The sequence below is a fragment of the Pseudoalteromonas sp. bablab_jr010 genome (assembly GCF_016464105.1).
Classification (GTDB): Bacteria; Pseudomonadota; Gammaproteobacteria; order Enterobacterales; family Alteromonadaceae; genus Pseudoalteromonas; species Pseudoalteromonas simplex.
This window is the reverse complement of sequence record NZ_JACDWV010000191.1, coordinates 16639-30625: the sequence shown is the minus strand read 5'-3', so window position 1 is coordinate 30625 and position 13987 is coordinate 16639. Positions and strand designations below refer to the sequence as shown.

Genomic DNA, 13987 nt, shown 5'->3' with positions numbered 1-13987 from the left:
TTGCCCATATATTAAACAGGTGTTATTGAATGTGGTCAAGAATATTTTTTTGTTTTAAGGTGTGTTTTTAGGAATAAAATATATAACCGATTTTAGGTAAAGCTTAGCAATGGCTTGCCTTAGCGAGTGGCTAATTTAGTGTTAGCAAAACTTTGTAAGAAATTATGACTTTTTGGTCAGTACCTTAGCTAAACGAGTAAATGATTTAGAGGGTAAAAATGAATTGTTAATTACAAATATAAAATAGACACAAAAAAAGCAGCCTAAGCTGCTTTTTAGTATTTAAGTAACTTTAATGAAGAAATTAGTTATTCTTAAATTCGCCAACAACTTCATTAGAATGTTCTAGTAACTTACGGCCTTGACGGCTTGATTGCGTTAGGGCTATAAACAAAATATCAATGACAAAATCTTGTGCCGTTCGCGCTAAAATTGACGATAAACGTACAGACTCACCCTCAGCAACCGAGTAAAGTTTTACATCTGCTGAGTCAGCAACAAGGCTACTGCCAAATTTTGTCACTGAGATCACCGAGCTTGAATTTTTCTTGGCTTGCTTAACGACTTCGGCAATTTCGCGAGTCATACCTGATTCACTAATCGCGATGACCAAATCACCTTTCGAAAAGGTCGCAACATACGCAAGTTGTGCATGCCCATCTGGCTCTGCAATCGCAGGCATACCGAGTTTTTGTAATTTATAAGAAAAATCTTTTGCAACCAGCGCTGAGCCACCTAAACCACAAATCAGAATACGTTTTGCTGATTTTAATAGCTCTACCGCTTTTTCGACGGCAGGCGCTTCGTTGAGGTTTTTTGTTTCGGTTAACACCGCCAATTTACTGCTTAATAGTTTTTCGGCGATTTGCTCTAGCGAGTCATTAAGGGTGATCTTGCCATGTAGTTTAGGTTCGCTCGTTTCATCGTTAAGGGCATCAATTACTGCGAGTTTAAAAGCAGGGAAGCCTTTATAACCTAACTTTTGCGAAAATTTCACCACACTCGATTGGCTTACACCAACCACTTTTGCTAGTTCAACCGATGATAAATTACGAATCGCATTCGCTGAATTTAACGTAAAGTCAGCAAGCTTAGCTTCGCTGCTCGATAGAGATTGGCGTAAGGCTTTAATTTTTACAAAAGTAGACATAGGGCTCACTTTGTTTGCTTAACTTAGTCAAAACGCAAAGCATGGTTCTATTATAAACACAGGGCTTGGGCGCATTGTTTGCTTAACACGACGACTTATTTTTGTTTTAGCAGACCTAAGTTTGGAATATTTTTCTTAATTTAGATGGAATAATATAGTTTTATTCCATAATAGATACAACACTAATTATTGAGAAAGCCCTATTTTTAGTAACTTAGCGATAATGTATGCTTTTTATTCTTTAAATGTGAAATAAAATATTTTACATGTTAAGTGGGTGTTGCTACTGTATTGCTGAGAATCGTCAATGCTTAAATCATCAGGTATGAATCTGTTATGAGTTTTACCCCTTTGAAAACATTACTTAAACAGCTGTGTTATCTCAGTAGTGCGGCATTATTAGTAAGCTGTGCCAGTAATCCATATACCTACACACAATCAGCTAATTACAGCCATCGTGTTAAGTTCTTAGTGATGCATTACACCGCTATTGATTACGAAAAATCAATGCGTGCGCTCGTGGATGAAGGGGGATTGAGTTCACATTATTTATTACCCGAATCAGGCGATCCTAGTTACCCAAAAGATGATTTAGAAATTATTCAGCTAGTTGATGAAAAAGATAGAGCATGGCACGCCGGACGCAGCTTTTGGCAAGGCCGAGAAGATTTAAATGATCATTCAATTGGTATTGAAATAGTGAATGTACCAAGCTGCCATACTCCGGAGCAAACTAAGCTTGCGATGGAAAATGACGCCAGCAAGTTATGTATTTTTCCAGACTATGATGCCAAACAAATTGAACTACTAATCAAGCTAAGCAAAGATATTCTTGCTCGTAATCCAGATATCGGCCCAACTCAAGTTATTGGCCATTCTGATATTGCCCCAAGCCGTAAGAACGACCCAGGCCCGCGTTTTCCTTGGTATCAACTGTATAAAGCAGGTATCGGTGCGTGGTATGACAGCAACACCGTTGATAAGTATTGGCAGCTATTTAGTGCATCAAAACCTTCTGTTGAATTAATGCAAAAAGCATTGCGCAGTTACGGCTATGAGGTGATTGCAACGGGTCAGCTTGATTCGCAAACGCTCGATGCCCTAAGTGCTTTTCAAATGCACTTTTTGCCTTGGCATGTAAGCGGTAATAGTGATGCAAGAAGTGCCGCTGTGCTATTTGCATTACTAGATAAGTACTTTCCTAAAAAGCTTGAGCGGTTATTTAAAGAATATCAGCAGCAACAGCAAGCGGTTGAGCCTGCGCCAAAAACACTGGCCAATGCACAAGTTGTAGCGCGTATTCCGGCGCTTGATCCGAGTAGCCGCGCGCTAGTGAACGACCGAGGCACTTTTATAGCCTATAAAGGCCGCGGTGAAATCATCATAGAAAATCAAGATGCAACCAGTGCTGATATTTTCATTAATGGTGAAAAAATTAATATTGCCTCACCATTAACAGCCGAAAAAATATATCAATACAGTTTAGCTAAACGCACCCGCGATGGCATTAACACTTATAAGGTAGAGAATGTGTTGCCTGAAGGGGCAAGCTTAACCTTACGTTTTCCTTACCCAACGCTTGATACAAACAACAGTCAAAAGCGTTTTAGTGCCGTTGATGAGTTAATTAATCAAGAGATTAAAGAGGGCTTTCCGGGTGCAGTACTTGCCGTTATTAAAGATGGCAAGTTGATCAAACTAAGCCATTATGGCGCGGCTAAAAAGTACCATGCTGATGGCAGTGAGCTTGCAAGCCCACAAGCCATGCAAAACGATACCTTGTTTGATATAGCTTCAAATTCAAAAATGTTTGCCACTAACTTTGCGCTGATGAAGCTTGCCAGCGAAGGAAAACTCGACGTAGAAAAACCGCTGTTCTATTACCTACCAGAATTTAGAGGCAGCGGTCGTGAACAACGTTTAGTAAAAGATTTACTCACCCATAGTGCGGGTTACCCAGCAGTGGTTGATTTTCATCGTAAAGACAATAAATTTGGTGAGCGCTTTTTTTCTCAAAACAGCCTACGTACTAAAAACCTGTTATTAACAGGCGTGCCTTTTGTGGCTGGTCGTAACGTAAAACACCTATATTCTGATATCGATTATATGTTGCTTGGTGTATTAGTTGAGCGTATCAGCGGTATGGCGCTCGATACCTATGTTGAGAGCCAAGTTTATCAGCCGCTTGGTTTAACACATACGGTTTATAATCCATTGCAAAAAGGCTTTTTAGCTTCACAGATTGCAGCTACTGAGATTAACGGCAACACCCGAGGTGGTCGCATTGAGTTTGAAAACATTCGAACCGATGTACTGCAAGGTGAAGTACATGATGAAAAAGCCTTTTATGCTTTAGGTGGTGTAGCGGGGCATGCGGGGCTATTTAGTACCGCTGGTGACTTGTCCGTACTTATGCAGGTGTTACTCAATGGTGGCGGTTACGACAACAAACAAATTTTTACGCCACAAGTACTTGAGCAATTCACAAACTCCCAAGCAAGCGATGAGACCTATGGGTTAGGGTGGAGACGCGCTGGGCATCAAGCGCGCAAATGGCATTTTGGCCCTTATGCTAGCCCGCGGGCTTATGGTCATACGGGCTGGACAGGCACTGTAACCGTTATTGACCCCGAATACGACCTTGCTATTGTACTACTAACCAACGCGCGTCATACCCCTATTGAAGGCTCGCAAAAAAATTACCAGTTTGTCGGCAAGCGTTTTGAAACAGGTAAGTATGGCTCTATTATCTCACTGATTTATGAGAGTATATTAAATCACTAGTCGAATTAAGTTGAGTTTGGTGGCAAAGCCATTAAGCTTAGCAAGTTTTCGCATAATAAAAATAAAATGTTGTTCTTAATTTAAAAGGGTTTTTATGTCTTGGTATTCAATTTTACCACCCTTGATTGCTATCTTAATTGTGTTTTGGCGCAAAGAAGTGATCATGGCGTTATTAGTCGCTGTTGCGTCGTCTGAGTTTTTACTTGCTCTGAATGGTGAAGGTAATACCTTGTTTTTCACCTTTATTAATACCATAGAGCGAGTCATTGAAGTTGCCAGCTCCCCTGGTAATAGCCGTATCCTTATTTTTAGTGTTCTAATCGGTGCTTTACTTGCCTACATTCGTGAATCTGGCGGTGTGGCTGCGACGGTTAATTTACTGATGAACAAAGGGGTTGCAAAAAGTAAGCGCCAAGTGGGTTACTTAACCATGTTCTCAGGTATTGCGGTGTTCATTGAATCGAACTTAAGTGTATTAACCTCGGGGATTTTATCGCGTGGTTTGTTTGATAAATTTAAAATGAGCCGAGCGCGCCTTGCTTACATTATCGATAGTACTAGTGCACCTGTGTGTATCTTAATCTTGCTAAATGGTTGGGGCGCTTATGTGTTGGGCTTGCTTGGCAACTACGAAATGGAAGAGTCAGCTGTATCGGTATTATGGGGCAGTATTGGTTATAACTTCTATGCCATTATCGCGCTACTTATCGTGTTTTATACGATTACTTTCGACAAGGTACATGGCCCATTAAAGCAAGCAGAAGAAAATTTTGAACAACAAGAAACGGAGCTTGCAGAAGAAGTCAAAGGCTCAAAAGCGCGTTACATGCTTGTGCCACTTATCACTTTAATTGGTAGCATGGTTGGTTTTATGTTCTGGACTGGCGATGGCGATATTGCCAGCGGCAGCGGCTCTAAATCAGTGCTGTATGCAACTATTTTAGCTTGTGTTGTGGCTTACTTTTTAATGATTAGCTCGCGTGAATTTACGCATCATAAGCTGGTTGATATTGGCTTTAAAGGAATGGGTGAGTTACTGCCATTAGTGTCTATTGTATTACTTTCACTCACTTTAGGTGCAAGCTTAAAAGACTTAGGTACGGGTGTGTTTGTAGCCGGGCTAGTCGGTGATTTCTTACCTATTTACTTGGTTGTGCCAGTGCTGTTTTTAACGGGTGCAGTAATTTCATTTACCACAGGTACCTCGTGGGGCACATTCGCAATACTTATTCCAATTGGTGTACCGCTCATTCAAGCATTAGGTTTACCACCTTCATTGGTCATTGCTGCTATTTTAGGTGGTGGTGTGTTTGGCGATCACTGCTCGCCAATTTCAGATACCAGCGCAGTATCGGCCATTGCATCAGGCTGTGATTTATTAACGCACGTAAAAACTCAAATGCCATATGCCTTATTCGGCGGTGCGCTAACTTTTATTGCTTACCTAGTGACAAGCATAATTGTTTTATAAGTAATAGCTGAAAGCTTTAAGTTATAAGTAGAAAACCACAGAGGAGTCTGTGGTTTTTTATTGCTTGTAACGTAAGTCGTATGTTCAAGTTTGATAGCCGTCAGCCGTCAGCCGTCAGCCGTCAGCCGTCAGCCGTCAGTTTGAAAGCTGATGGCTCGTTGAACCATCGCGCGAAATAAAATTCACGCCTACGGTATTCCTTTACTCTTTCCCCTTGTAACTCGCTAACTCGTTTTAAATCTGATAGCTGACGGCTGAAAGCTGATAGCTCTGAGGTGTTGGGTTTCGCTTCGCTCTATCCAACCTACGATTTAGGTACAACCTTATAAACACCGACACCATCAACACCTAGGTATAAATCACCATTAGGGTGGGTGGCTAGGCTGCGCACGCGACCTACACCTTCAAATACCTTGCTGTGGCCTGTTACTTTGTCACCATCAAGTTTCACCAAAACAAGGTGACCAAACTTCATCGAACCTATGGCAATTTGACCTTGCCACTGCGGGTATTTATCGCTGGTGATAAATTCCATTCCAGAAGGGGCAATTGAAGGCACCCAATACCAATCAGGTTGTTCCATTCCCTCGCGACTGGTTTCGTCAGTAATTTTTGTACCAATGTAGTTGATCCCATAAGTGATCTCAGGCCAACCATAGTTAGCACCTGCTTTAACTATGTTGATTTCATCGCCGCCCCGCGGGCCATGTTCATGACTCCATATAACCCCAGTTTCTGGGTGCATCGCCATACCTTGAGGGTTACGGTGTCCATATGAATAAATACTTTTGTGAGTTGTTTTATGGTTATAAAACGGGTTTGATTTAGGGATAGAGCCATCGCTATTGATACGGTGAATTTTGCCTGCATCATAGTCAAGGCTTTGTGGGTGAACGTCCCTTTTGCCACGGTCGCCAATAGAGAAGTACAAGTAACCTTGTTTATCGAACTCAATACGCGAACCATAGTGTTTTGTTGTTTTAATATTTGGCTCGCCATCAAACAATAATTGCTGATCAATAAGAGCCATATCTTTAAAGCGGGCGCGCATAATCGAGGTGTTATAACCCTCACCATCGCCTTCATAGCCCGAGTACGAAAAGTAAATCCAGCCATTGTCGGCAAAGTTCGGATCAAGCTCTATGTCTAATAAGCCCCCTTGACCTTCATCATGTACTTTAGGTGTGCCTTTAACTATTTGCTCAACGAGTTTGCCATCACGAATTAATCTAAGCTCGCCACGTCTGTCGGTGACGAGTAAGTCACGCTCGTTAAGCCAAGCCATACCCCACGGAATTTGAATTCCTTCACTTACTAATTCTAGCTTGTAGTCATTAGCGCTAGCATCCAGAGGGATCTTTTGCTCCGGCTGAGCACACGCTTGCAAGCTCGACAAGCTAATTGAGGTAATGATTAAACTGTTAAACAAAGACCTTTTCATGGTAACTCCATAATATTTAAACACGATGTTACTAGCCTAGCTGGTTCAGCATTAAATTGTTATTAACATTAGAGCAATGTGCGATTATTGGTAGGAAAAGCGAGGTAAAGAGTGGAGTATTAGCCGTCAGTTTGAAAGCTGATGGCTCGTTGAACCATCGCGCGAAATAAATTTCACGCCTACGGTACTCCTTTACTCTTTCCCTTTGTAACTCGCTAACTTGTTTTAAATCTGCTAGCTTAGCAAGTTCTTATTCTTAAAAGGATTTAACCAGTCGTATGAAGACAGAAAAGTTTTTTAAATGGGTGTGGAATGTTAACGGCCTAATTTTACTTATGGGCTTAATCATTGGAGCAGCAGCAATAGGGTATAACTTTGTTGCTTACTTACTAAAGTCCGATAACCATGTTCAGCAACAAACACTAAACTTAGCTGAAGATGAAAAGCAGCAAGAAAAGTGGAAACTGGGTTACCCGCGTAAGGTCGAGGGGAGTGATTTTTACTTTATCCCGTTGGAATCAGAAAAACTGGATATCGAGGTGAAAGCTGATGTAACAGTTTACAATAATTTTAGCGGTGGTTATAAATACAGACCTACGCGCTCAAAGAACATTTTGTTTCTTAATGACAAAACCAATCACGCCAAGTGGCTATTTAAAACAACGGATCAGTTGATCATAGAGTTTGGTGCTTTAAGCCATTACGAAGAGTTTGATACTCGAGTTTACAATGAGCAAAAAGCCAATGCTCCTAAGGCCGTTTCTTACGAAGTTATCAAAAACGATACCAACAACGACAAACTGCTCGATGGCAAAGATAAGCGCACCTTCGCGCTAAGCAAGATTGATGGCTCAAACTACAGCGAAGTTATTTCAGGTTACAACCGCATTGTAGAGTCTAACCTCAACGCTGAAGGCAATTTATTCGTTGTATTTATTAACAACGATGAAGTTTACTCTATGCTGGTAGACTTAGATACATTTGAAGTGATTAGTAAAAGCATGTTGCCGAAGGTAGGGGAGTGAGATTGATATTAGGGATCAGATGTCAGAAGAATGATCTGACATCTGAAGACTAACTACGCGGGGTAAACCAGCTGCTACCTAAAAACTTGCGACTTTACTCTTGTAACTCGCTAGGTTGTTTTAAATCTGATAGCTGAAAGCTCTGAGTGTGTTGGTTTTCACTCCGTTCTAACCAACGTCACGTAGGTCGTCATTTATGGCGAAACATGTTTTATCACTCATACGTGGCGGGCTAAAGCCCGACTTACAGCCGCATAAATTGAGAGAATCGCGCGAAATAAATTTCACGCCCACGGTACTCCTTTACTCTTTCCCCTTGTAGCTCGCTAACTTTTTTAAATCTGACTGCTCTGAGTGTGTTGGGTTTCGCTACGCTCTACCCAACCTACGAGCTCGCTAACTCGTACAATTTTCCGCCTCATGGGTCAGTTGTTTGAGTGCGATGATTTGGCCTTGTTTGTTCTGGTCTAGGGCCAGTAGGTCACCTTGGTGAATATGTGTATCTAGGGTGCCGTGTTTTTGTAGTTCTTCAAGGAGTGATTGTTTAATTTGTACTATGACATTTTGCTCGCAGTCGGCGATATACCAGTCGTTATCAACACTGACTAGACGGCCGGTGAAGCTGGTGCGGGCTTGGTGATTGGCTAATGCTTGTTGGTAGTTAGCATCTAGGCTTTGTTTTTGTTGTTTAAGATTACTCACATAGCTGCCTTTGGCGTCGAGTTCGTGTACTTCAAGCCATTGATAATCCGATAAATCCACGGCGTAAACATCGGTTAATTCACGGTTGTTGTATTGCAGCATGACAAAACCAAGAATCGCTAAAGCAGCAAAAACACCGGTCATTTGCAGGCCTAAAAAGCGTTGTGGTCTTGGCGTTGCCGACTGTGGCTTTTGCATATGTGAAAGCTCGTCGCTGCTTAAGCTGTGCTCTGCCTTACGTTTTTGAAAATGTGCTTTTAAATCAGCATCGAATTGCTCGTCGTTACGCTTCATGATGGCCTCCTAGTTGTTGTTTCAGGTTTTGACGGGCATATCGCAGCCGAGTTTTAATGGTCTCTGGGTTATTTTGTGTGATTGCAACAATGTCTTCGAGACTAAAGCCTTCTTGTTGTAAGGTCAGCGCTTCACGTTGTACAAAGCTAAGCGCCATAAGTGCTTTATCAAAGGCTTCGTAGTCATAGTGATAACTTGCATCCTGAGATTCAGAAAATAGTTGGTTGTCTTCTAATTCAACGAACTTTTGCTGCTTACGAAATTCATCAATTAATAAATTACGAGCTAATCGAAAAAGCCACGCTTTTGGGTTGTTTTGATCATTGTAAAAGTTGCGTTTATCAATAACTTTTAACCAGGTTTGCTGGCATATATCAAGGGCAAGATCTTTATCACTTTGAGTGACTAGATAGTGATAAAGATCATTCCCGTATTGAGCAACGAGTTGGTTAAGGTAACGGTTGTCGCCCGTTTTGGCATACAGCGCCAAACAATCTGTGTTTGGCTTGTCAAATAACCATGTCTTGATGCTCATTAGCATAGGCAGTTATCCATCTATTTTAAAATCAAGTTGAACGCTTTGGTTTGTTTGCAATTGTGCCACACCTTCAACAACTTTAGGGCGATATTTCCAACGTTTAATCGCGCGAATTGCTTCACGGTCAAATACCCGTTTTGGCTCAGCATCAATAATAACAGGATCAATCACTTCACCAGTCGGTGAAATACTAAAGCTAATTTGCACCCAACCTTCAATGCCGTCGCGAGCTGCTACCGGAGGGTACTTAGGGTTAATACGCACAATTGGCGTTGCATCTCCTGTTGGTTGATTAATAGTTTTGCTCAGTGTGTCGCCAATGTTATCGAATGTCATTGTTGGTGTTAAATCAGCTACCACAACTGTATCGGTCGTATCAATGGTTGGCCGCGGTGGTACTTTTGGTGGCATTTTAGCAACTGGCGGTGGCGGCAGTGTTTGCTTTACTTGTACTTTTGAGTCTTCCGGTACTTCATAAATTTCAACCGTGATGTCTGGGCCTGTTTTTACATCGGCTCTTTGCTCAGCAGAAATTAAGTACTGCATAAATGCAAATGCTGCAAAGGTCATGACACCACCACCAATAATTGCTGCGGTTGTCTTTAAAGCAGCATTGCTGTTATTCAAGCTTGCTGAGTTTAGTGGTAAAGTATGCATAGCCGTTCCTCTTTGGATAATTGCTTTCATAGCTAAAACGGCTGGCAAATAAAAAAGGGGTGAAATTTTTTTCACTTTTTATTTTTCACAAGTTTTTTAGGTTGTTATGAAACTTATTCAAATAGATAAAGCCCGTTACCGTAAACATTTAAACCAAGTAATTATTGCTTGTGTAATTGCTTTAGCCGTTGGCAGTTTAGCCATTTCACAAACATTAATTGCGTTATTTCCTGATCCAAGCGGTAGCCATTTTCATTGGAACCTATTAGGTGTTGTTGTGTGTAGTTTGCTGGTGGGCTTTGTGCTTAATAAGTACCGCAATCATGATTACATGACTGAAATTGTCTATGTGTGGGAGCTTAAAAAAGCGCTGAATAAAATCACCCGTAAAATGCCAAAGTTAAAAGCAGCAGGGCGTGAGGGCAATGCCGATGCTTTATTAGCAATTCAATACAGTTATGCGGGGTCACGTTTGTTATGGCAGCTTGATGACAACACTATTACCATGGATGAGTTGGCAATTAAGCAGGCTGAGCTTGATAGTGTTGCGCAGCAGTACAATTTAACTTTAGATGTTGATAAGTATGACGAAAAGATACTAAATCAATACTAAAAAGTTGTCTTTGTACCTATTTTACTTTATTTTTTGTTGCGTCAAAATTTTAAAGATTGTGAACAATGAAAAAAATAACACATACAGTTGTCTCGTTGCTGCTACTAGGCCCCACTTTTGCTAGCGCTAATGATATTAGTTTTTCGATTGGTGGTGGCTATCCGTACTTTGTAATACCTGAAGTATCTGTTGCTAGTGCTGACTTAAGTCAGCGTTGGTATGGCAATTATAAGATAGGCCTTGATGATGGTTTTTCTGCGGGTTTTGAGCAAGCTATAAGTGATAATAATAAACATGCAATCGGCTTGCTGGTTGGCGCATTAGGAAACAGAGAAGTAGATACTCAGTGCGATGAATCTCAAAATAGCGATGAACTTACAGCAGCATTTGCCAACGCAATTGGTTGTGCTCTCGCTGAAGCGTTTGATGAAGAAACCACTAATGGTATTGGGCTTAGTTACAGCTATAATTTCAGTGGCTTAAACCAAGACGGTTGGCGATTGAGGTTTGAATTAGGGTACGGTGAAGCCTCAAGCGATGATGATAAACGTGTTGATGGTGGTATCAACTTGAGTTATGAGTTTTAAGCAATTTTTTGAAGCAAATAATAAAGGTGGTTCATTTTAATGAAGAAGATTTTGATTGTTTGCTTAGGCAATATTTGCCGCTCACCCACAGCTGAAGCGGTGCTTCGTAGTCGAGCAAAGTCATTAGGTATTAATGTCAAAGTTGATTCTGCTGGCACCATTGGTTATCACCAAGGTAATCCACCAGATCCTCGCTCAAAAGCAGCAGCCGAAAAGCGCGGCTATAGTTTTAAAGGAATTTATTCGCGACCTGTGACTCAAGCTGATTTTTATGAGTTTGATTTAATCCTCGCAGCCGACAAGCAAAATCTTGCTGATTTAACAGCCCAGTGTCCAGAGCACTTACAATATAAGCTGTCGCTATTTTTAAGTCATGGTGACGCAGGGGAAAACGAGATCCCTGATCCCTACTATGGTGGCGATCAAGGCTTCGAAAAAGTACTCGATTTAATTGAGAACGCAGCAGATAAACTACTTAACAAGATATGATAGGGTCGCACTGCGACCCTGTTATTTAGTTGTTGATTTTAAAATCTAATTGCACCCGAGAAGTCGCAGCAATAGCTTGCCCATTTTCAAACTTAGGGGCATAACGCCACTGTTTTACTGCTTTAACAGCTTCTCTTTCAAATGCAGAGCCACCCTCAGAGCCAACCACAGTAATGTTGTCTACAAAGCCTGACGGGGTTACTTCAAACTCCATTACGACACTGCCATCTTCCATACGTTGAACTTTTGATTTTGGATATTTAGGATGTACGCGATATAACGGCTCTTGTTCTTGGCTTTCTTTCCACGGCACCATTTTCGCAATCGCTAAGCAATGTTTAGTTGCTTCGTCGCTTTTACCTGTTTTTTCGTATAGGTGAACTAGCTTTGAATGGGCGTTTAATTCGGTTTGATGATCAAAGTCTAGCTCTTGATCAAATACGCTTACCACGTGATTTAAACGCTCAATGGCGGTGCTGTATTTACGTTGATTTTCTGCAAATGCGGCAACTAAAAAGTCAGCGCTAATACGATCGACAGCGTTATTGGGTAAATTCTCTTGATAGTAATCATCGGCTTCTTCAAGATATTTCTTTGCTGTGTAATAGCGCTCACCAGTGCCTTTATATGCAAGGATACGAGCGGCGGTCATTTTTGCATCTGCAACAAGCTTGGCGGAGTTTTGTTTTTCAGCAATGGCAATGACATCATCTAAATACGTATCTGCACGCTTAGCTGAAGGTGTTGATTCTGCCATGCCGATTAATGAGTCATACACTTGTACACTGAGTTTACCGTGATTTTGTTCTAGTATTTCGTAGGCTGTACGATATAACTCAAAGCGTTGCTCTTGCTCGCTTTTATCTAGGCTGTTTGCATAGTTAATAGCAAGGTTCGCAGTGTTGTCGGCGCTTTCGCCATAAACTTTTTTGCCTAGTTCAAACGCTTTTTTTGCAAGCTCACTACTGTCTTGCTGATTTTTTACAGCGGCGACATAAGCGCGGTAGGTGTCGTTAAACTCTTGTGTGGTCGTTTCATTTGCCATGCTTTGCTGGCTAAATAAAAGTGCCATGCATAAGGCAAGCGAGCTCTTTTTCATAATATTCCTTATTATTTTGCCCTGAGATAGAGAAGGGAATTAATACTAGTTGATGATAATCATTATCATCATTAGGTGCAAGGTAGCAAGTTACACTCGCTGTGTCACTGTTGAATATTAAGATACATAGTATGTTTTTATTAACAATTTGAACAAGGTCTGACTGTTTATCGAGATTAAACTAATCTATTTTTTCGAATATTTTGAATGTGATTTTTTAAAACGCATTACAATTCAATTAGGTAGCTGTATGACGGCGAGTTTTCATGTGTTTGATGAGCGCCACTAAAGCGAGGCGCAAAGCTCGTATCTTGGGGTGGTTTGAGTGTATAATACTTGAATTGCTGGTAACTGCCTCAATATTAGTTATCACTCGTCGTATGTTGCATCCTTACAACCTCAAGCTGTTGTAATAACATTTGCAGTATCGCATTTATTTTTTAATTTGGATTTGTCGTGGCGCAAGTAAGAGCAAGAGTCCAGCTGAATGTTGGCAAAAACAGTGATATCCCTGCAGAAATCGTATCTTTTAGTGGCTTAAATGATGGCCAAGAACATGTTGCTTTAGTGTTTAATCAAGCAGACACAGAGCAAGATGTTCCTTTAATTCGAATGCATTCAGAGTGTTTAACGGGCGATGTATTTCACTCTTCACGTTGTGATTGTGGTGAGCAATTAAATGAGTGTATCGAGATGATGCACCAGCAGGGTGGTATTTTACTGTATTTACGCCAAGAAGGCCGTGGTATTGGCTTATACAATAAGATTGATGCTTACGTATTACAGTCGCAAGGTATGAATACGTACGAAGCAAATAACCATTTGGGTTTTGCTGATGATTTACGTGATTTTTCAGACGCGGTATTAATGCTCGAAGCATTGAATCAAAAGCATGTTAAGTTAATGACTAACAACCCAAATAAGCTCAAAGCACTGCGTGATGCGGGTATTGAAGTTGATTCAGTGGTTGGCACTCATGCGCACATTAAAGCGGGTGTGGTAGGTAACCGAGCTTACCTTGAAACGAAAATCAAACATGGCTCGCACATGCTTGATATTAAAAAAATTAAAAAGCCTGAGTAAATTTCACAACAGGTGACTATAAACAAGCGGCGCACCCAGTTATACTCGGTGCGT

The 13987-nt window shown here is 41.1% G+C and carries 13 protein-coding genes; 7 read left to right on the top strand and 6 right to left on the bottom strand.

Going from position 1 to position 13987, the window contains the following annotated elements:
• Positions 1-304: 304 nt before the first annotated feature.
• A complete protein-coding gene (locus JIG37_RS18755; RefSeq protein WP_054551264.1) occupies positions 305-1150 on the bottom strand; it encodes an SIS domain-containing protein in 846 nt (281 codons plus the stop codon).
• A gap of 336 nt (positions 1151-1486) precedes the next feature.
• Between JIG37_RS18755 and pbp4b the strand changes: the two genes are divergently transcribed.
• On the top strand, positions 1487-3934 hold the full coding sequence (gene pbp4b / locus JIG37_RS18750; RefSeq protein ID WP_199530064.1) for a penicillin binding protein PBP4B: 2448 nt from the start codon (positions 1487-1489) through the stop codon (positions 3932-3934).
• A 94-nt stretch (positions 3935-4028) separates the two neighbouring features.
• On the top strand, positions 4029-5405 hold the full coding sequence (locus tag JIG37_RS18745; RefSeq protein WP_138601972.1) for a Na+/H+ antiporter NhaC family protein: 1377 nt from the start codon (positions 4029-4031) through the stop codon (positions 5403-5405).
• A gap of 304 nt (positions 5406-5709) precedes the next feature.
• Here the strand turns inward: JIG37_RS18745 and JIG37_RS18740 are convergent, their stop codons facing one another.
• Complete coding sequence (locus JIG37_RS18740) at positions 5710-6846, bottom strand: PQQ-dependent sugar dehydrogenase (RefSeq protein ID WP_199530063.1); 1137 nt, start codon at positions 6844-6846, stop codon at positions 5710-5712.
• Between the two features lie 278 nt (positions 6847-7124).
• On the opposite strand from JIG37_RS18740, the gene JIG37_RS18735 reads away from it, so the two are divergent.
• Positions 7125-7871: a hypothetical protein gene (locus JIG37_RS18735; RefSeq protein ID WP_166338076.1), complete on the top strand. Its 747-nt coding sequence runs from the start codon at positions 7125-7127 to the stop codon at positions 7869-7871.
• A gap of 396 nt (positions 7872-8267) precedes the next feature.
• On the opposite strand, the gene JIG37_RS18730 is transcribed toward JIG37_RS18735, so the two are convergent.
• Genes JIG37_RS18730 through JIG37_RS18720 form a run of 3 tightly spaced genes read right to left on the bottom strand, consistent with a single transcriptional unit; the run spans position 8268 to position 10062 of the window.
• Positions 8268-8867, bottom strand: a complete 600-nt coding sequence (locus JIG37_RS18730; protein ID WP_199530062.1) for a hypothetical protein — start codon at positions 8865-8867, stop codon at positions 8268-8270.
• Positions 8857-9408, bottom strand: coding sequence for a sigma-70 family RNA polymerase sigma factor (locus JIG37_RS18725; RefSeq protein ID WP_199530061.1), 552 nt, complete (start codon positions 9406-9408; stop codon positions 8857-8859). The genes JIG37_RS18730 and JIG37_RS18725 overlap by 11 nt, the downstream gene beginning before the upstream one ends.
• Before the next feature lie 6 nt (positions 9409-9414).
• On the bottom strand, positions 9415-10062 hold the full coding sequence (locus tag JIG37_RS18720; RefSeq protein WP_199530060.1) for an energy transducer TonB: 648 nt from the start codon (positions 10060-10062) through the stop codon (positions 9415-9417).
• A gap of 106 nt (positions 10063-10168) precedes the next feature.
• Between JIG37_RS18720 and JIG37_RS18715 the strand changes: the two genes are divergently transcribed.
• The 3 genes from JIG37_RS18715 (at position 10169) to JIG37_RS18705 (ending at position 11751) form a co-directional block, all read left to right on the top strand.
• On the top strand, positions 10169-10675 hold the full coding sequence (locus JIG37_RS18715) for a DUF3087 domain-containing protein (RefSeq protein ID WP_054551273.1): 507 nt from the start codon (positions 10169-10171) through the stop codon (positions 10673-10675).
• Between the two features lie 65 nt (positions 10676-10740).
• Positions 10741-11262 (top strand): hypothetical protein, encoded by a 522-nt coding sequence (locus JIG37_RS18710; RefSeq protein ID WP_199530059.1) that lies wholly within the window; start codon positions 10741-10743, stop codon positions 11260-11262.
• A gap of 39 nt (positions 11263-11301) precedes the next feature.
• Complete coding sequence (locus JIG37_RS18705; RefSeq protein ID WP_199530058.1) at positions 11302-11751, top strand: low molecular weight protein-tyrosine-phosphatase; 450 nt, start codon at positions 11302-11304, stop codon at positions 11749-11751.
• A gap of 25 nt (positions 11752-11776) precedes the next feature.
• Here JIG37_RS18705 and JIG37_RS18700 read toward each other — a convergent pair whose 3' ends face one another.
• Positions 11777-12850 carry an energy transducer TonB gene (locus tag JIG37_RS18700; protein WP_199530057.1) on the bottom strand — a complete coding sequence of 358 codons (1074 nt, stop codon included), beginning with the start codon at positions 12848-12850 and terminating at the stop codon, positions 11777-11779.
• Between the two features lie 456 nt (positions 12851-13306).
• Between JIG37_RS18700 and ribA the strand changes: the two genes are divergently transcribed.
• On the top strand, positions 13307-13933 hold the full coding sequence (ribA, locus tag JIG37_RS18695; protein WP_054551277.1) for a GTP cyclohydrolase II: 627 nt from the start codon (positions 13307-13309) through the stop codon (positions 13931-13933).
• The last annotated feature ends 54 nt before the right edge of the window (positions 13934-13987 follow it).